The organism is Novosphingobium sp. PY1, assembly GCF_017312445.1.
GTDB lineage: Bacteria > Pseudomonadota > Alphaproteobacteria > Sphingomonadales > Sphingomonadaceae > Novosphingobium.
This window is the reverse complement of sequence record NZ_BLTI01000008.1, coordinates 665,740-689,816: the sequence shown is the minus strand read 5'-3', so window position 1 is coordinate 689,816 and position 24,077 is coordinate 665,740. Positions and strand designations below refer to the sequence as shown.

General features: G+C 64.0%; 23 protein-coding genes. 13 read left to right on the top strand and 10 right to left on the bottom strand.

Annotated elements, in window-relative coordinates; genetic code table 11:
* Positions 1–77: 77 nt before the first annotated feature.
* The 3 genes from cueR to fahA form a co-directional block, all read right to left on the bottom strand.
* Complete coding sequence (gene cueR / locus J3474_RS14640) at positions 78–482, bottom strand: Cu(I)-responsive transcriptional regulator (protein WP_207094655.1); 405 nt, start codon at positions 480–482, stop codon at positions 78–80.
* Complete coding sequence (locus J3474_RS14635) at positions 479–2,827, bottom strand: heavy metal translocating P-type ATPase (RefSeq protein WP_207094654.1); 2,349 nt, start codon at positions 2,825–2,827, stop codon at positions 479–481. Before J3474_RS14635 ends, cueR begins: the two co-directional genes overlap by 4 nt.
* Positions 2,828–3,051: 224 nt before the next feature.
* On the bottom strand, positions 3,052–4,353 hold the full coding sequence (fahA, locus tag J3474_RS14630) for a fumarylacetoacetase (RefSeq protein WP_207094653.1): 1,302 nt from the start codon (positions 4,351–4,353) through the stop codon (positions 3,052–3,054).
* Between the two features lie 210 nt (positions 4,354–4,563).
* On the opposite strand from fahA, the gene J3474_RS14625 reads away from it, so the two are divergent.
* Positions 4,564–5,034 (top strand): Lrp/AsnC family transcriptional regulator, encoded by a 471-nt coding sequence (locus J3474_RS14625; RefSeq protein WP_207094652.1) that lies wholly within the window; start codon positions 4,564–4,566, stop codon positions 5,032–5,034.
* A gap of 12 nt (positions 5,035–5,046) precedes the next feature.
* Here J3474_RS14625 and J3474_RS14620 read toward each other — a convergent pair whose 3' ends face one another.
* Positions 5,047–5,661 (bottom strand): TetR/AcrR family transcriptional regulator, encoded by a 615-nt coding sequence (locus tag J3474_RS14620; RefSeq protein ID WP_207094651.1) that lies wholly within the window; start codon positions 5,659–5,661, stop codon positions 5,047–5,049.
* A gap of 105 nt (positions 5,662–5,766) precedes the next feature.
* Between J3474_RS14620 and J3474_RS14615 the strand changes: the two genes are divergently transcribed.
* From J3474_RS14615 to J3474_RS14605, 3 genes are read left to right on the top strand one after another with little or no spacing between them, the layout of a single operon-like run.
* Positions 5,767–7,188, top strand: coding sequence for an efflux transporter outer membrane subunit (locus tag J3474_RS14615; protein ID WP_308632890.1), 1,422 nt, complete (start codon positions 5,767–5,769; stop codon positions 7,186–7,188).
* The gene (locus tag J3474_RS14610) at positions 7,181–8,341 is read left to right on the top strand and encodes an HlyD family secretion protein (RefSeq protein WP_013833013.1); all 1,161 of its coding nucleotides are present in this window, start codon (positions 7,181–7,183) and stop codon (positions 8,339–8,341) included. Before J3474_RS14615 ends, J3474_RS14610 begins: the two co-directional genes overlap by 8 nt.
* A complete protein-coding gene (locus J3474_RS14605; RefSeq protein ID WP_207094649.1) occupies positions 8,341–9,903 on the top strand; it encodes a DHA2 family efflux MFS transporter permease subunit in 1,563 nt (520 codons plus the stop codon). Before J3474_RS14610 ends, J3474_RS14605 begins: the two co-directional genes overlap by 1 nt.
* 104 nt (positions 9,904–10,007) lie before the next feature.
* On the opposite strand, the gene cheB is transcribed toward J3474_RS14605, so the two are convergent.
* The gene (gene cheB / locus J3474_RS14600; protein ID WP_207094648.1) at positions 10,008–11,045 is read right to left on the bottom strand and encodes a chemotaxis-specific protein-glutamate methyltransferase CheB; all 1,038 of its coding nucleotides are present in this window, start codon (positions 11,043–11,045) and stop codon (positions 10,008–10,010) included.
* A gap of 354 nt (positions 11,046–11,399) precedes the next feature.
* Here cheB and J3474_RS14595 point away from each other — a divergent pair, with 354 nt between their 5' ends.
* The 9 genes from J3474_RS14595 to J3474_RS14555 all read left to right on the top strand — a co-directional run bounded on the left by J3474_RS14595 (position 11,400) and on the right by J3474_RS14555 (position 18,205).
* On the top strand, positions 11,400–11,660 hold the full coding sequence (locus J3474_RS14595) for an STAS domain-containing protein (protein ID WP_051010041.1): 261 nt from the start codon (positions 11,400–11,402) through the stop codon (positions 11,658–11,660).
* Entirely contained in the window at positions 11,657–13,873 is a 2,217-nt protein-coding gene (locus J3474_RS14590; RefSeq protein ID WP_207094647.1) for a chemotaxis protein CheA, read from the top strand. Before J3474_RS14595 ends, J3474_RS14590 begins: the two co-directional genes overlap by 4 nt.
* Complete coding sequence (locus tag J3474_RS14585; protein WP_013833017.1) at positions 13,870–14,739, top strand: protein-glutamate O-methyltransferase CheR; 870 nt, start codon at positions 13,870–13,872, stop codon at positions 14,737–14,739. Before J3474_RS14590 ends, J3474_RS14585 begins: the two co-directional genes overlap by 4 nt.
* Complete coding sequence (locus tag J3474_RS14580; protein ID WP_207094646.1) at positions 14,736–15,761, top strand: chemotaxis response regulator protein-glutamate methylesterase; 1,026 nt, start codon at positions 14,736–14,738, stop codon at positions 15,759–15,761. The genes J3474_RS14585 and J3474_RS14580 overlap by 4 nt, the downstream gene beginning before the upstream one ends.
* A 6-nt stretch (positions 15,762–15,767) precedes the next feature.
* Positions 15,768–16,319: a chemotaxis protein CheD gene (locus J3474_RS14575; protein WP_013833018.1), complete on the top strand. Its 552-nt coding sequence runs from the start codon at positions 15,768–15,770 to the stop codon at positions 16,317–16,319.
* 16 nt (positions 16,320–16,335) lie between these two features.
* Entirely contained in the window at positions 16,336–16,707 is a 372-nt protein-coding gene (locus J3474_RS14570; protein WP_013833019.1) for a response regulator, read from the top strand.
* Between the two features lie 41 nt (positions 16,708–16,748).
* Positions 16,749–17,189 carry a chemotaxis protein CheW gene (locus J3474_RS14565; RefSeq protein WP_007011745.1) on the top strand — a complete coding sequence of 147 codons (441 nt, stop codon included), beginning with the start codon at positions 16,749–16,751 and terminating at the stop codon, positions 17,187–17,189.
* An 8-nt stretch (positions 17,190–17,197) separates the two neighbouring features.
* Positions 17,198–17,521, top strand: coding sequence for a hypothetical protein (locus J3474_RS14560; protein WP_207094645.1), 324 nt, complete (start codon positions 17,198–17,200; stop codon positions 17,519–17,521).
* Between the two features lie 81 nt (positions 17,522–17,602).
* A complete protein-coding gene (locus J3474_RS14555; protein WP_207094644.1) occupies positions 17,603–18,205 on the top strand; it encodes a DUF938 domain-containing protein in 603 nt (200 codons plus the stop codon).
* Here J3474_RS14555 and J3474_RS14550 read toward each other — a convergent pair.
* From J3474_RS14550 to J3474_RS14530, 5 genes are all read right to left on the bottom strand, one after another.
* A complete protein-coding gene (locus J3474_RS14550) occupies positions 18,186–19,544 on the bottom strand; it encodes an MATE family efflux transporter (RefSeq protein ID WP_207094643.1) in 1,359 nt (452 codons plus the stop codon). The two genes, J3474_RS14555 and J3474_RS14550, sit on opposite strands and share 20 nt — an antisense overlap.
* Positions 19,545–20,036: 492 nt before the next feature.
* Positions 20,037–20,192 carry a hypothetical protein gene (locus tag J3474_RS14545; RefSeq protein WP_207094642.1) on the bottom strand — a complete coding sequence of 52 codons (156 nt, stop codon included), beginning with the start codon at positions 20,190–20,192 and terminating at the stop codon, positions 20,037–20,039.
* 251 nt (positions 20,193–20,443) lie between these two features.
* Complete coding sequence (locus J3474_RS14540) at positions 20,444–21,373, bottom strand: 1-phosphofructokinase family hexose kinase (RefSeq protein ID WP_207094641.1); 930 nt, start codon at positions 21,371–21,373, stop codon at positions 20,444–20,446.
* 128 nt (positions 21,374–21,501) lie between these two features.
* Entirely contained in the window at positions 21,502–23,574 is a 2,073-nt protein-coding gene (locus J3474_RS14535; RefSeq protein ID WP_207094640.1) for a bifunctional diguanylate cyclase/phosphodiesterase, read from the bottom strand.
* A gap of 288 nt (positions 23,575–23,862) precedes the next feature.
* On the bottom strand, positions 23,863–24,036 hold the full coding sequence (locus tag J3474_RS14530) for a hypothetical protein (protein ID WP_173364728.1): 174 nt from the start codon (positions 24,034–24,036) through the stop codon (positions 23,863–23,865).
* Positions 24,037–24,077 lie beyond the last annotated feature (41 nt).

The following is a 24,077-nucleotide window of genomic DNA, read 5'->3' as shown; positions in this document are numbered from 1 at the left end:
TCTGCCAGACGGATCTCATGAAGGCCGGGATGCGCCCTGCGTGTCCCGGCCTTTTTTCGTCATTGCGAGAGGCGGGTTCAATCCCGGTTGGTGTCGTCTCCGGCGAGGCCGCGCAGGATCGGGCAGTCGGGGCGGTCGTCGCCGTGGCACTGTTCGGACAGGTCCCGCAGGGTCGCTCTCATGGCTTCGAGTGCCGCTATCTTCTCGCCCAGCTCTTCGATGTGACGCAGGGCCATGTCCTTCACTTCGCTGCTCGCCCGCTCGCGGTTGTCCCACAGGTCCAGCAGCGCTTCGATTTCGCTGACCGAGAAACCCAGATCCCGGGCATTGGCGATGAAGTGCAGGCGGTGGACGTCCCGTGCGTCGTAGTCGCGATAGCCGCTGTCGCGCCGCAGGGGTGGGGGGATCAGGCCGATCTTCTCGTAATGGCGGATCATGCGCTGCGATACGCCGCTCCTGCGCGAGGCCTCGCCGATGTTCACAGGGAGACCCGGTTGAGGCGCAGCGCATTGCTGATCACGCTGACCGAGGAGAGCGACATCGCCGCTGCGGCGATGATCGGTGAGAGCAGGATGCCGAAAAAGGGATAGAGCAGCCCCGCGGCAATCGGTACTCCTGCGGCGTTGTAGACGAAGGCGAAGAACAGGTTCTGGCGAATGTTCGCCATCGTCGCACGGCTCAGGTGCCGGGCATGGACGATGCCCTTCAGGTCCCCGCGCAAGAGTGTGACCCCGGCGCTTTCGATGGCGACATCGGTGCCCGATCCCATTGCAATGCCCACGTCTGCCGCAGCGAGCGCGGGGGCGTCGTTCACCCCGTCTCCCGCCATGGCGACGATCCGCCCTTCGGCCTTGAGCCTGGCGACGACCTCGCTCTTCTGGTCGGGCAGGACTTCCGCCTCGACCTCCTCGATCCCGAGCTTGCGCGCCACGGCCCTTGCTGTCGTGCGATTGTCTCCGGTGAGCATGACGACGCGAATGCCGTCCTCGCGCAGCGACTTGAGCGCTTCGGGCGTGGTGACCTTCACGGCATCGGCAATCGCGACTATCCCGGCGGCCTTGCCGTCGATGCCGACGAAGATCGCCGTCGCGCCGTCGCCCCGCAGGTTCTCGGCCTCGACCTGTAGCACCCCGGTGGCAATGCCTTGTTCTTCCATGAAGCGGGCGTTTCCAAGTATGACCTTGCGGTTTTCGACGGTACCGAGCGCACCCTTGCCGGTCGGCGAGTCGAATTCGCGGACGTCGGGAAGGGCGATCGACCGGTCTTCGGCAGCGCGGACGATGGCCGCGGCCAGGGGGTGTTCCGATGCGCGCTCGACTGCGGCGGAGAGCCGCAGCAGCTCGTCTTCGTCGGCGCCTGCGGCAGAGATCACCTCTACGACCGAGGGCCTGCCTTCGGTCAGGGTACCGGTCTTGTCGACGACGAGCGTGTCGACTTTCTCGAACTGTTCGAGCGCCTCGGCATTGCGGATCAGTACGCCCATCCCGGCGCCGCGCCCGATGCCGACCATGATCGACATCGGCGTTGCCAGTCCCAGCGCGCAGGGGCAGGCGATGATCAGCACCGACACGGCGGCGATCAGGGCATGGGAAAAGCGCGGGTCCGGGCCCCAAATCGCCCAGATCGCGAAGGCTGCCACGGCGACGGCGAGAACGGTGGGCACGAAGAGGCCGGCCACCCGGTCTGCCAGGCCCTGTATCGGCGCGCGCGAACGCTGCGCTTCCGTAACCATCTGGACGATGCGCGCAAGCATCGTGTCGCGCCCGACCTTCTGCGCGCGCACGATCAGCGCGCCGCTCTGGTTGATGGTGCCGCCGATCACGGTATCGCCCACGGTCTTGGTCACCGGCATCGATTCCCCGGTAATCATCGCCTCGTCGAGCGCCGAACGTCCTTCCTCTACCACCGCGTCGACCGGAACCTTCTCGCCAGGACGCACGCGCAGCCGGTCGCCGGTGGCGATGTCCTTGATTGCGACTTCCGCCTCGCTGCCATCGTCCGCAATCCGGCGCGCGGTCCGCGGCGCCAGTTCGAGCAATGCCTTGATCGCGCCCGAAGTGCGTTCACGCGCGCGAAGCTCGAGGACCTGTCCCAGCAGTACGAGGACGGTGATGACGGCCGCAGCTTCGAAATAGACAGGGACGGTGCCGTCGGCGCTGCGCGGGGGCGGCGGGAATGCCGAAGGGACGAGCGCGGCGATCATGCTGTAGATCCACGCGACGCCGGTGCCCATCGCGATCAGCGTGAACATGTTGAGGTTGCGCGATTTCACCGAGGCCCAGCCTCGCTCGAAGAAGGGCGCCCCGGCCCAGAGGACGACCGGCGTCGCCAAGATCAGCTGGATCCAGATCGAGGTGCGCATCGGCACGAGGTGGTGGATTGCCGGAAAAAGATGCCCGCCCATCTCCAGCAGGAAGACCGGCAGGGCCAGGGCGAGGCCGATCCAGAACCGCCGCGTCATTTCGATCAGTTCGTGGTTAGGGCCGCTGTCGAGCGAGACCGTCTCGGGTTCCAGCGCCATCCCGCAGATCGGGCATGAACCGGGATGGTCCTGCCGGACTTCCGGGTGCATCGGGCAGATCCACTGGGCGCCTTCGGGGATGTCCTCTGGCGATGCATCGGACGGGTTCAGGTAGCGATCCGGATCGGCTTCGAGCTTCTCGAGGCAACGCGCGCTGCAGAAGTAATGGCTGTGCCCGCCAAGTTCACTGCGATGCTTCGCCGTGGCGGGATCGACAGTCATGCCGCAAACCGGATCGCGTGCCGCTGCGTCTTGCGGCGCTGCGCCGTCGCGATGGTGATGGTGGCATTGCCCAGGCTGCGTCATTGCTCGTCTCCAGAAGTGACGCAGCATGTAATGGACCCTGACACAATGTCAGAGTCAAGCGTCTCGGTCAGGCTTGGTCCGCCCGATTCCATCGTCATCGTCGGCCTGCCGCGAGCAGGTGCGCCGCCCGATATCGCGCTACGGCGTCGATGCCTGGAAGCCTTGCGAAGCGTGGCTGCAGCCGCTGCGCGATGCGTTGGCGGCTGCCTGACCTGGGGTGACGATCAGCGTGCCGGCAAGACCGCCGCGCGGCATTCGCCGAACCCGATGGAGACGTAGCCCTCGGCATGAGCCGTTGCGCGCAAGGTGACTTCGTCGCCATCTTCCAGGAAAGTGCGGGTCTCGCCGGAGGGCAGGGAGATCGGCTCTTTGCCGCCGCTCGTCAGCTCCAGCAAGCTGCCGAAGCCGTCGCGGGTCGGTGCGGAGATAGTGCCGGTTCCAAGCAGGTCGCCGGCTTGCAGGTTGCAACCGTTCGATGCGTGGTGGGTGACGATCTGCTGCACGGTCCAGTACATGTTGCTCGCCGGACCGCGGCTCAGGCGGAAGGGCTCCATGCCGCCCTCGCGCATCTTTGCGCTGCTCAGGAAAACCTCCAGAGTTACGGCAAGCGCGCCGTGCGAGCGGTCTTCGTCGTCCGAGAGATAGCCGAGCGGGGCAGGGTCACCCTCTGGCCGCGACGGCTGGGCCATGCGGAAGGGGGCCATGGCCTCGGGCGTGACGACCCAGGGCGAGATCGTCGAGTGGAAGTTCTTGGCAAGGAAGGGGCCGAGCGGCTGGTATTCCCACGCCTGGAAATCGCGAGCCGACCAGTCGTTCAGCAGGCAGAACCCGGCAATATGGTTCGCGGCTTCTGACATCGGGATCGGTGTACCCAGTTCATTGCCCTGACCGATCCACACGCCCAGTTCCAGCTCATAATCGAGCCGCACGCTCGGTCCGACCACCGGCGCGTCGGCTTCGGGTGGCTTGCGCTGGCCGGTCGGGCGCACGAGCGGCACGCCCGATGCGCGGATCGAGGAGGCGCGGCCATGGTATCCGATGGGCACGTACTTGTAGTTGGGCAGCAGTGGATTGTCCGGCCGGAACTGGCGTCCGACATTGTTGGCGTGATGGATGCCGACGTAGAAATCGGTGTAGTCGCCGATCCGCGCGGGCAGGTGCAGGGTGCAGGCCCCGGCGCGGTGAAGGTGCGGTTCGACGGCACTGCGCTGGTCGTCCTCGACAAGCATCTGGCTCAGGATGGCGCGCAGGGCCTTCCGGTCACCCTCGGGCAGCGCCATGAACGCATTCAGGCTGTCCGAGCCTGCGGCAGAGGACGCTGCATCGGGCAGCAGTCCCGCCTTGGCGCAGGCAGAAAGGTCGAGGATCATGTCGCCGATCGCTGCGCCGATGCGCGGAGTCTCGCCGGCCGGAGAGAATACGCCGAGCGGAAGGTTCTGGATCGGGAAGTCGCGGTGTCCCTTGGCGCTTTCGACCCAGCTTGTGAGTGCCGGATCGTGCGTCGCGTCGGTCTGCCAGAAGGTCATGTCTCGCTTATCCCAGTTTGCGGGCGAACGACTTGTGCCGCCCATGCCATTCGAACGCGGACCCGGCGCCGTCGTTCCGACAAACCGGGCGGTCCTTTCCTAGCATTGTCTCAGATGGGCTGCGAATTTGCCGTTCAAACTTGCCGTTGCAGGAGTAGTGTTTGAGACGTACATTCACAATTAAAGGAAAAATTGAGAGATTGTTCCAAGATGGATGGGTTGGACCGAAAGATCGTAGCGGCTTTGCAGAAAGATGGTGCACTCAGCCATCCCGATCTGGCGCAGAAAGTCGGCAGTACGGCACCGTCATGCTGGCGACGGGTCAAGCAGCTTGAGGAGGCTGGCGTCCTGCGCGGCGTGGTCCGGCTCGCCGATCCCAAGCTGCTCGGGCAGACGGTCAAGGTGATCTGCCAGGTTCGCATGCACAGCCACACGAACGAAAACGTCGCCGAGTTCGAAGCGCTGATGCGCGAACATCCGCAGGTCACGGAATGCTATTCGATGTCGGGGGATTGGGACTATCTGCTCCACGTCGTTGCCGAGGACGTGGAGGAATACGAGAAGTTCCTGGCGCACACGCTGCTCAAGCACCCTGCCGTGGGCGCGGCATCGTCCCATTTTGCGCTCCGCACGGTGAAGTACGAAACGGCGCTGCCAATCAAAGGTACCGGCAAGGGATAGGCAACTGGCGGCTTAGCTGTTGATCGGCGAAATTCCGTCCAGGCCAAGGCGGAACAGGAGTACGTCGACAAATGCCTGTATCTCTGCCCTGGTTGGAGGTTTGGGTCTGATGATCGCATCCGAACGGAAGCCGACGACGGCAGTGTGAACCAGTCGCGAAAGATCGCGCGCATCGTCTTCATCGAAGCGGGTAGCGAAGTACTCCTTCATGTGTGCGAGCAGACGGGCTGGGCCGCGCGCATAGAATGCCTCGACGATTTCGGGAAAGCGTCCGCCTTCGGTCAGGATCAGGCCGAAGAGGCGACGCGAATTCTCGTCCATGAGCTTTTCGAGCAGCGTGACGCAGAGCTTGCTCAAGTTGGCGGTGCTGAAGCGGTTGTCCTTCAGGGCTTCTTCCATTTCTCGGCCGAAGCAATCGACGCGATGGTCGATGACCGCGATGAAAAGGTCCTCTTTCGATGCGAAGTGAGACCACAGCGTCGTCTTAGATCCGCCAAGCTCATCGGCTACAGCTGACATGCTGGTTGCCGCGTAACCGTGCTCCAGGAAAGAATGCGTGGCGATCGCTACGATCTCCGCGCGCTTTCTCGCCTTGTTGAGTTCCCGTTTGCCAAGTTTCTCTGTCATGTCTGTACTGTCTAGTACACTTTCCAGTTGACACTGACAAGGAGGGGCACAATAAAAAGTGTACGCATGAGTACGACATTATCCTCTCGAGTCGCGGTGGCTTCCATGCTGGCTGTGACCCTTTCGCTTTCCGCCTGCGCTGCGCCCGATCTCGGGCCGCGGCCCCAGATGCGCGCACCCGCGAATCTCGACAGTGGGCGGTCCCTGCAGACTTCGGCGACCGATGCCGCTTGGCCGCGTGAGCAGTGGTGGAAAGCCTACGGCGATCCCCAGCTCGACGCGCTGGTGGATGAGGCGCTGGCCAATTCGCCCAGTGTGGCCATGGCTGAAGCGCGCATTCGTCAGGCGCGCGGTGCTGCGCAGGTCTCAGGCGCGCAAACCCAGCCTCAGCTCGGCGGGCGTGGCTCGGCCGGGCTGACGAAGCAGAGCTACAACAACGGCGTGCCCTCGGGTTTCGTGCCCAAGGGCTGGAACAGCACCGGCACGCTTGCGCTGACCGGCGATTTCGACCTCGACCTGTGGGGGAGGGCGCGCAAGGAACTCGCTGCTGCCACGTCGGAAGAAATGGCCGCGCAGGCGGACGCCCGGCAGGCGGAGCTGATGCTTTCGTCCAATGTCGTGTCGTCCTACTTCGACCTGGGGCGTCTTGTCGCACGGGGCAAGGCGCTCGCTGAAGCGGTCAAGGCGCGCCAGTCGATGGTGGACCTGACCGGCCAGCGCGTGGAGCAGGGCCTCGATAACGAGTCTCCTTTGCGCCAGGCGCAGGCCGCCGCGGCGCAGGCGCGCGTTGCGCTTTCGGCCAACCAGGAAGAGGAACTGCTGCGCCGCCATGCGCTTGCGGCTCTGCTGGGCGCCGGGCCGGACCGCGGGCTTGCGATCACGGCTCCCGCGATCGACAGCCTGCCGGAAACGCCCGTTCCTGCTGATGCCGGTATCGCCCTTGCAGGCCGGCGTCCGGACATCGTGGCCGCGCGCTTGCGCGCTGAAGCGGCGGCATCCCGGATCGACGCGGCCAAGGCCGCATACATGCCCGACATTTCGATCAGTGGTTTGATCGGCCTGACTTCGCTCGGTCTGTCGAACCTGATCGACAGCGGGTCGACTTACGGCAACGTAGGGGGCGCGCTGAGCCTGCCGATCTTCCAGGGCGGACGCCTCAAGGGCCAGTTTACGCAGGCGCGCGGCGGTTACGATGCGGCAGTCGCCAACTATAACGACACGGTCGTCGGCGCGCTTCGCGACGTGGCCGATTCGCTGGCAAGCCGCAATGCGGCGGCCGAGCAGGAGAAGGATGCCCTTCAGGCACGAGAGCAGTCCGCGGCAGCCTACGATATCGCGCTCAAGCGGTATCGCGGCGGTCTGTCGAACTATCTCGAAGCCCTGACCACCGAGACTGCGGCCTTGCAGGCGCGCACCTCGGCGATCGATGCCCATTTCCGGACCCTTGCCCTCGAAGTCGCGCTCAAGCGCGCTTTGGGCGGTGGGTTCGACGACAATTCCAGTGAGAAGGCTCCCGACAATGAGTGACGATGTGCAGGACCTGCCTGCGGAAGACGAGAACGGAGCCGGCGAGGCCAGCGTTGTTGATCAGAAGCGGCGCAAGCCGCTGCTGATCGGTCTGGCCGTGGCCGTGCTTGCGGTCGGTGCTCTCTACTTCCTTTATGATGTGTTCATCGGCAGCCGCTCGGTATCGACCGATAATGCCTATGTTGCCGGTGATTCCGCGCAAGTGACCCCGCTGACCAGCGGGCAGGTCGCCGAGGTGCTGGTGACCGACACGCAGCCGGTCAAGAAGGGGCAGCTCCTCTTCCGGCTCGACGATACCGACCAGAAGATCGCACTCGCCCAGGCCGAAGCCGCATTGGCATTTTCGCAGCGGCGTTATGCCCAATCGATCGCCAATAACAGCGCCCTTGGCGCTGCGGCCGATGCCAGTGCGCAGCAGATCGCATCGACCAAGGCTCGCGTCGCCTCGGCGAATGCCTCGCTTGCCAAGGCGCAGGCCGACTACAAGCGCCGCGCAGCACTGGCGGACAGCGGTGCGGTTTCCGCCGAAGAGCTTGCCGCAGCGCGTGAAGCGCTGACTTCGGCGCAGGCGGCGGCAAGCCAGGCCCGGGCCGCGCTCGACGAAGCGCAATCGAACGCGGTCAGTGCGCGCAAGAAGGAGCAGGCCTCTGTGGCCCTCACTTCCGGCACTACGAATGAAACCGCGCCAGAAATCCGCCTGGCCAAGGCGCGTTTGGCCCAGGCCAGGCTCGACCTCCAGCGCACGGTCGTGCGCGCACCGGTGGATGGTGTGATCGCGAAGCGTTCGATCCAGGTCGGCCAGAAAATCGAGACCGGTTCGGTCGCGATGATCGTGGTCCCGGTCAACCGCCTCTACGTCAACGCCAACTTCAAGGAAGACCAGCTCGGCAAGGTCCGCTCGGGTCAGCGGGCGACAGTGACTTCCGACTTCTACGGTAGCGATGTTACCTATCACGGCAAGGTCGTCGGCTTCTCTGGCGGCACCGGCGCGGCATTCTCGCTTATCCCGGCGCAGAACGCGACCGGCAACTGGATCAAGGTTGTGCAGCGCCTGCCGGTGCGCATCGAACTCGATCCCAAGGAACTGCAGGAGCACCCGCTGCGCATCGGTCTGTCGATGGAAGCTGAAATCGATCTCACGGATTCGAAGTAATGGCGGGCGCGGCAACAGCATCTGCCGGAACGAACCCGGGCGAGGCGGCACCTCGCCCCCTGACTGGAATACGGCTGATCGTGGCCGGTTTTGTGCTGGCCATGGCGAACTTCATCGTCGTGCTCGACCTGACGATCGCCAACGTCTCGGTGCCGCACATCGCAGGCGGGCTGGCCGTCTCGGTATCGAGCGGTACCTGGGTGATTACCTCCTACGCGGTCGCCGAGGCGATTTGCGTGCCGTTGACGGGCTGGCTGGCCGGGCGCTTCGGCACCCTGCGGGTCTTCCTCTTCTCGCTTGCGGGCTTTGCGGTCTTCTCCGCGCTTTGCGGCCTGTCCAGTACGCTGGGCATGCTGGTGCTGTTCCGCATCGGCCAAGGCTTCTGCGGCGGCCCGCTCATGCCGCTCACCCAGACGCTGCTGTTGCGTATCTTTCCCAAGGAAATGCACTCGCGCGCCATGGCAATGTGGGCGATGACCGTCGTCACCGCGCCGATTGCGGGACCGATCCTCGGCGGCTGGATCAGCGACAACTGGTCGTGGGAATGGATTTTCTTCATCAATGTGCCGCTTGCCGTTCCGATCTTCTTCGGCATCGCGACCCTGCTGCGCGGGGCGGAGACACCAACCAGAAAGCTGCCGATCGACAGGATTGGGCTGGTGCTGCTGGTGATCTGGGTGGGCGCTTTCCAGATGATGCTCGACCTTGGGCGTGAAGAAGACTGGTTCAGTTCCACCAAGATCGTGATCATGGCCTGCGTGGCTGCCGTGTTCTTCGCTGCTTTCGTGATCTGGGAACTGACCGAGAAACACCCGATCGTGGATCTGAAGGTCTTCAGGCACTCAGGCTTCACGGCGGCAACGATTTCCTTGATGATCGCTTTCGGGACCTATTTTTCGTCGGTCGTGGTCATACCGCAATGGCTTCAGACATCGATGGGCTACACTGCTACCGATGCGGGCTTTGCCATGGCGTTCAGCGGCATCCTTGCCGTGGCCGTGTCGCCCATGGTGCCGCGGCTGATGCAGAAATTCGACCCGCGTCTGCTTGTGTTCATCGGCATATCCTGGATCGGCTTCTGCTCGATGATGAGATCGTACTGGTCGACGGATTCGACATTCTGGATGATATCGATGCCCCAGCTTCTGCAGGGAGCAGGGGTTTCGCTGTTCATCGTTCCGCTCACCACGATCAGCCTGAGCGCGGTCGAGCTTGAGGAAACTGCGACGGCCTCGGGTATCGCCAACTTCGCGCGAACGCTCGCGGGCGCTGTGGCTACCGCTCTGGTCACGACTTACTGGAACGATGCCTCGCGTATGGACACGGCCGAAATGGTCGGGACACTCAACGGGGTCGAGCAGGTATCCAATACGCTGCAGCATCAGGGCTTCAGCGCCGAGCAGGCAGCGGCCGCGATTTCGCAGATCGTGGGGCTGCAGGGCACGGCGCTGGGCACGACGCACCTGTTCGCCATCGCTGCAGTTGTTCTGGTCATCGCCGCCTCGACGATCTGGATCGCCCCGCGGCCTCCCAAGGACGCCAAACCCCAAGCGGCGCACTGACCCCTAGAGCGTTCGGTTACCCCTCCACCGGACGCTCAAAAAGAAGCGAGCGGGCGACACCTTGGCCGGTGTCGCCCGCTCGCTTTGCTTTCAGGATGAGTGGATCAGCCCTCCGACCCGCAATTCGCGAGGATGTCGGCCGCAAGATCCTCGAGGCGCAGTTCGCTGTCGACCGCGCCAGCCTCAACCGCCGCTGCCGGAGCCTGCGGGACGGTGGCGGTGTTGCGGTCCTGGGCAAGCGTGCGGCAGCCTGCGGCTTGCAGCAGTTTCAGGCCCTTCGCGCCGTCTTCGCCCATGCCCGTCAGCACCGCGCCGATGGCGGGCATCGAGGCGCGAGCGATCGAGCCGAACAGCAGCGTTGCCGAAGGGCGGAAGCCTTCGACCGGATCGCGCTCGACAAGGCGCAGCCTGGCCGGCGCGCCGGGTTCGACGATCACGTGTTTGCCGGGATCAGAAGCGATGTAGACCGTGCCCGAGTTCAGCTCCGCGCCATCGGTGGCGGCCTTTACCGCGCACGGGAAGTCCTTGTTGGCACGGTCGATGAACATCTGCGCCAGTGCCGGTTCGGTCTGCAGGATGATCACGGTCGGCGGGCAGTTCTTGGGATAATGCGAGAGCACTTCGGTCAGCGCGTCGACGCCGCCCATGGAGGCGCTGAAGGCCGCGATCTTGCCGTTGCTGGCATAGCCGCCGGCTTCCGCTTCGGCCTTGGGGCCGCGGTTGCGCGGCTTGTCGCGCACGTTGGAGTTGGCCGCGGCCAGCACGATCTTGCCCAGTTTGCCCACTGTCTTGGCGAACTGTTCCGGCGTTGCCTTGAGCGGCTTCGGAAAGCATTCGACCGCGCCCAGTTCGAAGGCCTTGAGCGATGTTTCGGTGCCGCTCTGGGTAAGGCTGGACAGCATGACGACGGGCAGCGGGTTGGTGGTCATGATCTCTTCGAGAAACTCGATGCCGCTCATCCCGGGCATCTCGACGTCGAGCGTGACTACGTTCGGCATCAGTTCCGCGATCTGGTCGCGGGCCTCGGCGGCATTGGCGGCCGTGCCGACGACGCGAATGTTCTTTGTCTGCTCAAGAACATCGCAAAACAGGGCGCGCATAGCCGCTGAATCGTCGACTACCAGTACGCGGGCGTCATGCATGAGGGAGAAACCTTCTCGCTGAAAAATGGATATCGATTGGCTGCGCTGGATACCACTAATTGAGCGATCAAATTCCTTAACCAATCTACGGACATCGCCTGAGTTGATAGCAAACGAGGTTTTGGCAAGCCGCCGTGTAGCGTGACCCTTGTCAGTGGTTCGCGGACGATTTCCCGGCTCGATCGGAGGGTCATCCCGTTGCCTTGAGTTAACGATCAGGCTGCCCGGAATTCGGCAGGCCGAGTGCCTGGATGACCGGCTTCTGACCGTTTCCCTAAGGATAACTGCGTAGGACCGGTGACATAGTGACGGAAAGGCTGCGGTCGTATTCAGTGGCAAACTGCTGGGGGCAAAATGAACAGTATTATCTTGCCGGCGCGCTGTGACCGCGCCGCTGCCGAAGCGATATGGCCGGAGCTGGTTGCGGCGATGGGCGGCAGTCCGACCGCGATTGACGGATCGGGTGTGGAGCACGTCGGCCAGGCGGTGCTCCAGCTCCTCGTATCCGCACGCCGCAGCGATGGCGGCGCTACTATCGCGCCGTCCCCGGCACTTCTCGATGCGGCCCAACTGACCGGCCTCACCGCGGAACTCTTCGAAGAGAGCGAACTATGAGCCCTGAGGAAATCCAGCAGATATTCTTTGCCGAATGCGAGGAATCGCTGGCGGCGGCTGAAAGCGGTCTTGCCGCCTGCCAGGCAGGAACGCAGGACGCCGATACGGTCAATGCGGTTTTCCGCGCGGTGCACTCGATCAAGGGCGGCGCCGGTGCTTTCGGTTATGTTGCGCTTCAGGCCTATACCCATACTTTCGAAACGCTGCTCTCCGATGTCCGCGAGGGGCTCGTGGCGATCGAGAGCAAACTCGTCGACCTGCTGCTCAGGGCGCTCGATACGCTTTCGGACCATGTCGAGGCCGCGCGCGAAGGGGGCGATGCGCCGGCCGACGCGGCCCTGATCAGCGAAATGGAAGCGTCGATGGCGGCCAATGCCGGCGGCGCTCCCGAAGCGGCGGTTGAGCCCGCAGCCGAGCCGGAGGTCAGCGAGCCGGATACGACCCGCTCGGATGCGGAAGGCAGCGCCGACTACGAACTCGATCTCGATGCACTGCTCGACGATCTGACGGCAGGCTTCGATCCGGCCCCGGCCAAGGCCGCCGAAGGCGCAGCGGAGAAGCGCTGGAAGGTTCATCTTCGTCCGCATTCGGGCGCCATGCGCAATGGCAGCGAACCGCTGCTGATGGTGCGTGAAATTGCCAGCCTGGGCGGCGAATGCGTGCACTGCGACGTCTCGCAGGTGCCGCCGCTCGATGCCTTCGATCCGGCGCAGGGTTACCTGGGCTGGACCTTCTCGATGCCCGAGACGGCCAGCGAGGATTCGGTTCGCGAAATCTTCGACTTCATCGGAGACGACTGCGCGCTCGCACTCGGCGAGGACGCGGACATTCCCGAAGTGAAGATCGTTGCGGCGGCTCCCAAGCCTGCGCCTGCACCGGTTGCGTCCGCACCTGTGAAGGAAGCGAAGGTCGCTGCCCCGCAGCCGGCAGCACCTGTGGCCGCTGCTGCGCAGCCCGAACCGGCTCCGGTTCAGGATGCACCTGCCGATGCGGCCGCAAAGGCTGCCCAGGCCGCGCCGCCGGCTCCCCCGGCAGGTGGCCAGTCGATTCGCATCGACCTGTTCAAGCTCGATCGCCTGATCGACCTCGTGGGCGAACTCGTGATCGCGCAGGCCATGCTTGTCCAGCGTCTCGGCGCCAATGGCATTACCGCGAACGAGGAGCTTTCGCTGCTCGAGACGCTGACCCGCGACATCCAGGAAAGCGCGATGTCGATTCGCGCGCAGCCGATCTCGAGCGTCTTCAGCCGCGTGCCGCGCATCCTGCGCGAACTGGCATCGTCGACCGGCAAGCATGTGAAGCTCGACGTCATCGGCGAGACCACCGAACTCGACAAGACGGTGATCGAGCGCTTGGGCGAACCGCTCACGCACCTCATCCGCAATGCCGTCGACCACGGCATCGAAAGTGCCGAGGACCGCATTGCCGCCGGCAAGGCGCCGGAAGGCACGCTCACGCTTTCGGCCGAGCATCGTTCGGGCCGCATACTCATCTCGATCGCCGACGACGGCGCCGGCATCAATCGCGAGCGCGTGCTGGCCAAGGCCGTGGAGAAGGGCATCGTCAGCGCCGAAGCGCAGCTGTCCGCCGAGGAGATCGACAACCTGATCTTCGCGCCCGGCTTCTCGACCGCGCAGACGGTTTCGAACATCTCCGGTCGCGGTGTCGGCATGGACGTCGTGCGCCAGAACGTGAAGGACCTTGGCGGTCGCATCACAATCGACAGCACGCCGGGCAAGGGCACGACCTTCATCCTGACCCTGCCGCTCACTCTCGCGATTTCGGACGGCATGATCGTCAACGTCGGCGACCAGACACTGGTCGTTCCGCTCGCCAGCGTGGTCGAAAGCCTGCGTCCGGGCGACGGCGAAGTGCAGGGGCTGGGCTCCAACCGCAACATGCTCAACGTGCGGGGCCGCTTCATTCCCATCGTGTCGCTGCGTTCGGCGCTGGGCGCATCGAGCGGCGCGTTGACGCCCGACGAAGGCGTCCTGATCGTCGTCGATACCGAAAGCACCGGTCAGGCCGCGCTGCTTGTCGATGAAATTCAGGACCAGCGCCAGTTCGTCATCAAGAGCCTGGCCACCAACTTCCGCCCGGTCGATGGCGTTGCCGGCGCTACGATCCTTGGCGACGGGCGCGTGGCGCTGATCGTCGATGTCGACGGTCTCGTCTCCAATGCCGCTCCCGGACAGGAGCGCCAGGCTGCATGAGCGCTTCGCCCGCCACGACTGAGCCGATTCCCGGCGTCAGCCCGGACATCTACAGTGCGGCCGATTTCCAGGCCGTATCCGAGATCGTCTATCGGGCCGTCGGCATCGTGCTCCAGCAAGGCAAGGCGATGCTCGTCTATTCGCGCCTCGCTCCGCTCGTGCGCCAGGCCGGGTGCGTCACGTTCTCGCGCTACATCGAGATGATCCGCTCTGATGCCGATGAACTGAACCGCGCCGTGGCCTCACTGACGACCAACCATACCTTCTTCTACCGCGAAGCACATCATTTCGAACACTTGCGGCGCGAGGCGCGTCCGCGCCTGCTTGCCAAGCTGGGCGATCGGCAGCCGGTTCGGCTGTGGTCGGCCGGTTGCTCCAGCGGGGAAGAGACATGGTCGATGGTCATGACCCTGCTCGGCCCCGAACGGCAGGTCGGCGTCAACCTGATGCGCAGTGACTTGCGCGTTCTGGCCAGCGACGTCGCGCCCCACGCCATCGCGAAGGCAGAAGCGGGGGTCTATGCGGAAAAGGAAGTGCAGCCGGTGCCCGAGGACTTGCGCAAGGCCTGGGCGCGCATCGAGGGCGGCAATGTTTCGATGTCCGATGCGATCCGTTCGATAGTGCGATTTCGCCTGCTCAACCTGCTGGGCGACTGGCCGATGAAGGGGCAGTTCGACGTCATCTTCTGCCGGAACGTCATGATCTATTTCGATAATCCTACCAAGGAGCGTCTCGTGCAGCGCTTCGTCGATGCCCTCGTCCCCGGCGGTTTTCTCTACATCGGTCACTCCGAACGCGTGACCGGACCCGCCCAGCGCCAGCTCGACCTTGTCGGGCCCACCATCTACCAGAGGAGCGCTGCATGACGATCCGGGTTCTCATCGTCGATGACTCCGCGACCATGCGTGCCATCCTGATGTCGCGCCTGCGCCAGCAGCCTGACATCGAAGTGGTTGGCGCCGCTTCCGATGCCGCCGAAGGGCGGGCCATGATCAAGAGCCTCGATCCCGACGTGGTGACGCTCGACATCGAGATGCCGGGTATGAACGGTCTCGACTTCCTCGAGAAGATCATGACCTTGCGCCCGACCCCGGTGATCATCGTCTCGGGCGCCACACGCGAAGGCAACGAAGTCACGGCGCGCGCGCTCGCGCTGGGTGCGGTCGATTGCTATTCGAAGTACGATCCCACCGGCAAACTCGCATTCGAGGACGGCGGCCGGCTGGCCGGGATGATCCGTCAGGCCGCACAAATATCCTATGAAAAGCCGGGCAAGTCTCCTTCGGCCGCGCCAAGTGCCGGCAGCAAGGCGATCCGTCGCGATGCCCGGCTGATCGCGGTCGGCTCCTCCACCGGCGGGGTCGAGGCGTTGCAGGTCCTCCTGCGCGACTTCCCGCAGGATTGCCCGCCCACGGTCATCGTCCAGCATGTCAACCCGCGCTTTGCACCGGCAATTGCGCGTACGCTCGACCAGGTCTGCCCTGCAAAGGTCGGCGTTGCGGTGCATGACATGCCGCTGCGGCCGGGGCACGTATACCTCGCCGCCGAGGCTGACCATCATCTGCTGGTGAAGGGCGGTGACGTACTCTACGCCAAGCTGCGCAAGGGTGAGCCGATCTCCGGCCACGTACCCAGCGTCGATGCCCTGTTTCATTCGGTAGCCCAATATGTCGGCGCCGGAGCGGTGGGCATCCTGCTTACAGGAATGGGCCAGGACGGCGCCAAGGGCCTGCTCGCGATGAGCGAGGCGGGCGCACACACCATCGTTCAGGACGAAAGCACCTGCATCGTCTTCGGCATGCCTCGAGCGGCCATCTCGCTGGGAGCGGCGCGCGTCGTCGCCCCGATAAACCGTATCGCGCACCACGCGCTCAGCATGGCGGCCTGACGGATCATGAACGCGATCATCACGAGCGGGGCCACTGTCCGACTGACCGTTCTGCAGGGGCAGTTCAAGGTCAGTTCCGGGCCGCGCGTCGAACTCAGCACGGTGCTGGGCAGCTGCGTCGCCACCTGCCTTTACGATCCGGAAATCGAACTGGGCGGCATGAACCATTTCCTCCTGCCCGAGCCGCCGTCTGGCCGAAGTCCGGGCGAGGTGGACGTCCATTACGGCGTTTACCTGATGGAAATGCTGATCAACGAAATGCTGTCCTACGGCGCACACAAGAACCGTCTGCGGGCGCATCTCTATGGCGGCGCGAACATTCGCGCCGGCATGCAGCAGATCGGCACTGCCAATGCCGAATTTGCCCGCAGTTTTCTCAGGAGCGAACGCATCGAACTGGTGCGCGAGGACCTGGGCGGTGCCAATGCGCGCCGCGTCGATTTTCGCCCGGCATCCGGAAAGGTCCGCTGCCGTACCGTCGCCTCCTCGGATGCACCCGAGGTCCAGGCACCACCCATGATCCGCCAGGCACCGCGTGGCGAAGTCGAACTGTTCTGAAGAAGTGAGGCATTTGATGTCCAGGACAACCAGAGTTCTAACCGTTGATGACAGTGCCTCGATGCGCGCACTGCTCAATCACGCCCTGTCCACCAATGGCTTCGAGGTTTCGCAGGCCGACGACGGCGTATCCGCGCTGGAATGGCTGGCGGTAAACGAAGTCGATGTCGTGATTACCGACATCAACATGCCGCGCCTCGACGGCTTTGGCCTGATCGAGCAGGTGCGCGGCGGCACCCGCCACCGGGATCGCCCGATCCTGGTGCTGACCACCGAAAGTTCTGACGAGAAGAAGGCGCGTGCCCGCGCCGCCGGTGCGACCGGCTGGATCGTCAAGCCTTTCGATACCGACAAGCTCGTCGCGGCCGTGCGCCGCGTCGCCCACTGATACGGCCCGGCAGGGTCATCGTTCAAAGCGAGGATGAGTTCATGCAACGCGAACTGATCACTTTCCAAGTTTCCGGCCAGGTATTTGCGCTGGACATCATGCAGATCCGCGAAATCCGCGCCTGGAGCCCGGTCACGCCGATGCCGCGCGTGCCCAGCTACGTCGCGGGCGTCGTCAACTTGCGCGGTACCGTTCTGCCGGTCGTCGACCTGGCCGCTCGCCTCGGCTGGCCCGCCACCGAAGCGACGCCGCGCCACGCGATCATCGTGTGCCAGGTCAATGGGCAGGCGCAGGGCCTGATCGTCGAATCGGTCAGCGACATCGTCACATTCGACAGTGAAACGCTGCAGGCACCGCCCTCGACCGGCAACGACAGCGTCGTGCCTTTCCTCGAAGGACTTGCCGCGATCGACGACAACATGGTCATGGTGCTCGATCTCCAGGCACTCAGCTCCGCCGAAGACGGCCTGATGGCGGCCTGAGAGGCACGATGCACCACGAACCCAAGTTCTTGGCCATGGCCGAGGTTCTCAACGAACTCGGCAGCGAAGTGGAGGCGCTCGGTGAAGTCTTCTGCCGGGATGCAGGCTTCGCAGGCCGGCACATGCGCGAACTTCAGGCGATCGACCTGATCGCCCAGAAGCAGCGCGTGCTGGCCGCGATTCTGGCGGCAGGGTTCAGCGAACAGGAAATGCGGCGCATCAGTCTCGATGCGCTGCGCTCCCGCTTCTGCGGTTTCCTCGAGGATGAAACCGGCGCAGGTGAAGCGGCGGCCGACACTGGCAATACCGGCGAGGCGAGCCTCTGGGATTGAGGCTTGCCCGGTCGCAGGCGGCCGGCGCAATCGTCCGGGTGGGGACTTGCAGGGCATCGGCGCGGGCCCTAGTCCATGGCCATGACCGACGACCGTCGCCACGCGCCTGCTACCGCCCGCAATCGCGATCCGATCCTCGCCATCCTGCGCGAAGCGTTGCCGGGCAGGGGGCTTGTGCTCGAGATCGCCAGCGGGACGGGAGAGCACGCCGTGCACTTCGCCCGGGCATTGCCCGACATTACCTGGCAGCCGAGCGATCCCGATGCCGACGCACGCGCCTCGATTGCCTCGTGGCGCGAGGCGGAAGGCTCGTTCAACCTTCGCGCGCCGCTGGAGCTGGATGCCGCCGCCGAGACATGGCCGGTCGAGCGCGTGGATGCGATCGTGTGCATCAACATGATCCATATCAGTCCCTGGGGTTCGACCCTCGGACTGCTGGCGGGGGCAGGGCGCGCACTGCCTTGCGGTGCACCGCTCATCCTCTACGGACCGTTCCGCCGCGAAGGGTATCCGCTCGAGCCCAGCAATGCAGAATTCGACCTGAGCCTGAAGGCCCGCGATCCGCGCTGGGGACTGCGCCAACTCGAGGACGTCAGTGGGGTCGCCCGTGGCGAGGGCCTAGCCTTTGAGCGTTTCGTGGAAATGCCGGCCAACAACCTTTGCGTTATTTACCGTCGCAGCTGAAACTGCGGCGCGTCAGGCGCGGCATGACGATAATCTGGCCGATCGCGCGAACGACGAAGAACAGCGTGAAGGCCAGCCACAGGCCATGGTTGCCCAATGGGTGGAGCAGCCAGATCAGGACGCCGTAGACCGCCATGGCCACGGCCATCGTTCCCAGCATCGCACGCGTCCATCCTGCGCCGACGAACACACCGTCAAGGACGAACGAGGCGACGCCCAGTAGCGGCAGCAGCGCTACCCAGAAGACATAGGTTCCGGTTTCGGCGATTACCGCGCTGTCGGTGCTGAAGCGGGCTGCCAGCCATGGCCCCCCCAGCATGTAAGCCAGGCTCAGAAACAATCCGGTCACTCCGCCCCAGATCAGGGCCTTGCGAACGGTGGCGGAGAAACGGCTGCGATCGCGTGCCCCAAGAGCCTCGCCGCAGAGGACCTGCGCTGCATTCTCGAATCCGTCGAGCAACAGGGCGGAGAGCATGAAGAGTTGAAATAGGATGCCGTTGCCGGCCAGCGTGACAGCCCCTTGCTGGGCGCCGCTGCGCGCGAAGATGAGGATTGCCGCGTTGAGCAGCAGGGTGCGAACGAACAGGTCGCGGTTGAGCGCGAAGAGGCGAAGCAGCGCTTCCCGCCGCCATGTTATCCGGCGTGCGAAGGCGCCCCAGGCTTCGCGCGAGGCGGGCTGACGCAGGACGATGGCCAGCAGAAGCACGAACTTGAGTGCTTCCGAACTCAGCGTGGCCGTCGCGACACCGGCCACGCCCCACTCTGCGACAAGTACGAGCAGCAGATCGAGCGCGATGTGGACAGCGTTGGCGGTTATCTCGACGACGAGGACATGCCGGACAAGGCGTTGCCCGATCAGCCAGCCCACCAACACGCAATTGGCCAGCCAGATCGGACCGGCCCAATAGCGGATTTCGATATAGTCGCGGGCGCCTTCGCGCACCTGTCCTGAAGCCTCGAGAAGATCCAGGCCCAGCGGGATCGCCACGTGCATGGATGCCAGAAGTACGGCACCGATGCCAAGTGAAACGGCGAGTGCGCGTACGAGCGTCTCTGCCTGTTCGCCGCTGTCGCGCCGGCCCGCGCTCTGCGCCGTCAGCGCGACAGTGCTGGTGCGCAGGAAATTGAAGACGTTGAGCAGCGCCATCATGTACTTCGCGCCGAGCTCTACCGCTCCCTGCGCCGGAGCGTCGCCAAGACGCCCGATCGCCCACATGTCGGCCAGTCCGAAGAGCGCTGTTGCGATGTTGGTCAGCATCGCCGGCAGGGCGATGGTCCAGAGCAGACGCGTCGTGTCTGCTTCAGGTGCGACGGAGGGCGCTGCAATTTTCGTCGTCACGCTAGGCCTTCCAAGTCCTTCTGCCCATGCTGGCGTAATCGTGAGCTGAGTCTAGCACCCCCTGCGTGCCGAATCAGACAACGGTGTCATAAGTCTCGAAACAATGTTCGCAAATGCAGGGGATTTCAGGCATTTTATGCTGCAGTTGCACAATAGGCGATTCGTGTTGTGGCGACAGGACAAGAAAAATGCGCCCGAAGGCGCATGATTCTCTTGTGCTTTTTGATAATTGGCGTTTTACTGCAACTGCGAGAAATCGGCGCGCCGGAGAGTGAATAAACTCTCCCCGGCGCGCTCTCTCCCAACGCCGGTAAGGTCGGTGAGGACCTTTCGCGTTCATATTGCAGAAATTTATATGCCGCGCAAAGGTTGAATTACACAAATTGCTGCGCTGCATCTTCGCCGCAGTCCCCGCTCTGCTTTATGACGAAACGGCACACCGTTCCTTTCATTTCCTTCCGATATCGTTCGACCCGGTCCTTGCAACTTGGCTCAAGGTCGTCTGGCGTTAATCATTTTGCTCGGGATCGGATGACCATTCGCTTTCCCTTGCGCCGCCCAGGTGGAAATCTCCCGGCGGTAGGGACCAGCGAACGAATCGGCGGCGGAGAAGTAAATGGCGGAGAGGATCGGGCCGGAAGTCAGCATGCAGTCTTGCAAGGCAGGCGCAATGCGGACGGCTCACCAACTGCAAGTGCAGGGTTTGCGCAGTACGCTTATTATGCAGGCCAGGTCCGGACGCACCCTTTATCGGCTCGAAATGCAACTGTGCGGGCAATGCGGCACGATTTAGGCAAGCGCATGTCGCTTTTTCGCGGATCGGGCCGGACCTGACGCGGCGAGCCTTTCGGATCGCACATCGGGCATGGCGCGTGGCCCGGTGCGATCCGCGACAGTATTCAGATGGCAGCGACCCTTTGAAGCAGGCTTTCGATTTCTCTGGGATGGGCAAGATCCGCACCGGCCCGCAGCACGGCAGCCGAACCCGAGGCGAGACCAAGGCGGAATGCTTCGGTTTCGCTCTGTCCGCTCGCCAGGGCGAAGATCATGCCCGCGACGAAGCTGTCTCCGGCACCGACGGCGCTGGCCGCCTCGATGGTAATGGCCGGTAGGGAAACGGGTCCTTCCTTGCGCGCAAGGATCGCGCCTTCATGCCCCATCGTCACTGCGACGAGATGGGCCTTGCGGGCCTCGACGATGCCCATGGCCGCTTCGCCGATGGCGTCTGCGCCCTCAAGCGTGCGCCCGATGTAGGATTGCAATTCCCCAAGGCTGGGCTTGAGCAAGGCGAGGCCGCCTGCCTCGATCCCTGCAGCGAGCGCTCTGCCGGAGCTGTCGAGGACGATCTTTATTCCACGCGGGCGTAGCAACTCCGAGATCCTGGCATAGAAATCGTCCGGCACGCCCGGTGGGAGCGATCCGCTCAAGACCATGTAATCGCATTGCGCTTCGCCCACCTGTTCGAGGCAGGCGCGCCATTCGCTCTCGGCGATCTGCGGGCCCTTGGGCACGAATCGATATTCCTTTCCCGTTTCGTGCTCGAACACGGCCGAGGCGATGCGCGTCGGCCCGGCAATCGGAATCCGGGTGCGCACCAGCTGATGCCGGTCGATCAGGCCGTCGAGCGCCGGCCCGGTGGCACCGCCGGACAGGTAATAGCAGCGCGCGTTCCCGCCGAGCCTGACGAAGACCCGGGCCACGTTGATGCCGCCGCCGCCCGGGGCGTACCGTTCGTTGTCGGTGCGCATCTTGTGCGTATGGCGCATCTGGCCGACGTCATAGGATACGTCGATGGTGGGATTCATCGTCAGCGTGGCGATGCTTTTCATCTCGCGGCCTCCTTGCCTTGCCTGACAGACAAACTCGCGCGGCTACCCTTCGGGTTCCATGCGTTCCGTCAAATCGGCAAGGCAATCAAGGGCGCATGCCCCTGCGCCGGCCCGGCGCAGGGAAGCAATCAGGCCGCGTCGCGTTGTTGGGTGACCGCGAGCGCGTAGGCCGGTTCGGCGCGGCCGAAGAGAAATCCCTGTCCCTGCACGCAGCCTTCGCTGCGCAAGTAGTCGCGTTCGATTTCCCGCTCGATGCCTTCAGCGGCAACCGTCAGCCCGAGGCTGCGGCCAAGACCGATCACGGCGCGGATGACTGCCCGCGAATTGGTTTCTTCGTGCAGGCTGAGCACGAAGGACTTGTCGATCTTGATCTTGGTGAACGGATAATTGAGCAGGTAGCTGAGCGACGAATAGCCGGTCCCGAAATCGTCCAGCGAAATGCCGATGCCGAAGGCGCGCAAGTTGCGGATGATGGCGGCCGGGCGCGGGCCTTTTTCCATCAGCACGGCCTCGGTGATCTCCAGTTCTAGCCGTTCGGCGGGCAAGCCGGAAGCCGACAGGGCGTTGATGACCGTGCTGAGCAGGTTGCCGTTGCGGAACTGCAGTGGCGAGACGTTGACCGAGAGCTTGACGTCATGGGGCCAGCGCATCGCCTCGGTACAGGCGGTCTGCAGCACGAAGCGCCCAACCTGATCGATCAGGCCCATTTCCTCGGCCAGCGGAACGAAGATCTCGGGAGAAACGCAGCCGCGCTCGGCGTGGTTCCAGCGGGCCAGCGCTTCGTAGCATTCGATCGCGCCGCTTTCGAGATTGACCAGCGGCTGGTAGAAGACGTCCAGTTCGCCGTTGCGCACGGCTTTGCGGAAGTCCTTCTCCAGCTTGTTCTTTTCCTGCGCGGCATGGTCCATCCGCGCTTCGAAGCTGCGGCAGCTCCCGCGTCTGTCTCCCTTGGCCGCGTAGAGCGCCAGGTCGGCAAAGCGCAGTAGCGTTTCAGGATCGCTGCTGTCGTTTGGCGAACTCGCGAAGCCGACAGTGGCGCCGATGTGGATCATGTTGCCCTTCACGTAGAAGGGTTCGGACAGGGCGGTGATGATCGCGCGGCCGACCAGTTCTGTCTGCGTCTGGCTGGAGCGGCGGAAGATTACCGCGAATTCGTCCCCTCCGATTCGGCACAGCAGTGCATCGGGAGGGATCAGTTCGCGCATGCGCATCGCCGCCTCGGTCAGCAGCAGGTCGCCAAACTGGTGGCCATAGGTATCGTTTACGGCCTTGAAGTGATCGAGGTCGACGAGCGCGATCGTTACCGTTTCGCCGCGGCGCGCGCGGTGGAGGGCGTCGCGCAAGTGCTCACGGCAGTGGGCGCGGTTGGCAAGTCCGGTCAACTCGTCGTGACGGGCCATGTGCGCCATGCGCTGTTCGATGCGGCGTCGTTCGGTGACGTCGAAGATCGAGACGATCGTGGCTGCATAGCCTTCCATCTGCGAAAGGCGGGTCGAAATGACCGCTTCCACGGCGTCGCCGTCGCGGCGGACCATCTGCCAGCACTCGTTGGTGTCCGGGCATTCGGCGGCCAACATGGCCTCGGCCTCGGAGCGCGTGGCGGGCGGAAACAGGGCGGCTATCGGCATTCCTGCCATTTCGCTGGTTTCATAGCCGAAGAAGGCGCAGGCGGCTTCGTTCGCCGAGCGGATCTCGCCCCGGTTCACGTCGCAAACCAGGGTGGCGATGGGGTTGCGTTCGAAAAGCAGGCGGAAGGTTTCTTCCTTCTGCTTGAGATCGGTGATGTCGACGCGGATGCCGATGGTTCCGCCATCGCCGGTCTTGCGCTCCTCGATCATGATGCAGCGGCCGTTGGAGAGACGCTGTTCGTGACGAATGCCGGGCTTGTGCATCAGCGAAAGGCGATGTGCGAGCCATTCCTCCTCGCGCCCGGCAGCCTCGGGATAGTCCCCGCGCTCGACGCCGATGCGCAAGGTGTCCTCCAGCTTCACGCCAGGCTCGAGCAGATCCGCAGAGCGCGAATAGATCTCGGCGTACTGGCGATTCCACAGGACGTAACGGCCTTCCGCGTCGAGGAAGACGATCCCCTCCGGCAAGACCTCGATCGCTTCACGCAGCCGTCGTTCCGCAAGCGAAGCCGCCTGCAGCGCATGCTCCAGCGAAGACTGTGCCTGCTCATTGGCAGGCGCGCCGCTTTGCACTTGGTAAACCCCCACAGTCCCTTGCACGACCCCAGTGCCGGGAATGCTATCTGGCAGAGGTTAATTTTCTCATCATAACAAGAGGAAGGCAGGATTTCGTCGGCCCGGTCCGCAGTCTTGCAGCGCAATTGTGCCGGACTTGAGGAATTGCCACGTCATTTGTGCGCAAGTCCCTCAAGACAAAAGAAATGGCCCGTCGCGCAAGAGGCGACGGGCCAAGCTTTCCTCCCCAGGAAAACAAAACGGTGATTCGGCCGGCACTTGTGCGCGCCGCACCTTTGCTGCGTCTCAGCGGCGGGCTGCGCTGCTCAGACGGTGATAGAGGTTCGAGTACTTCGAGGAGATCGGATCGTCCTCATGCGCCCGAAGGTAGAACAGGACCGCTTCCTGAAGCAGCTGGAAGTCCTGGGTCGAAAGCACGGCGCGCGAGCGAGCCGGTTCGCAAGTGGTGGTAGTAGTCATCACTGTACTCCTTTCATGTCGCTCGTGGGTGCGGATGGGCC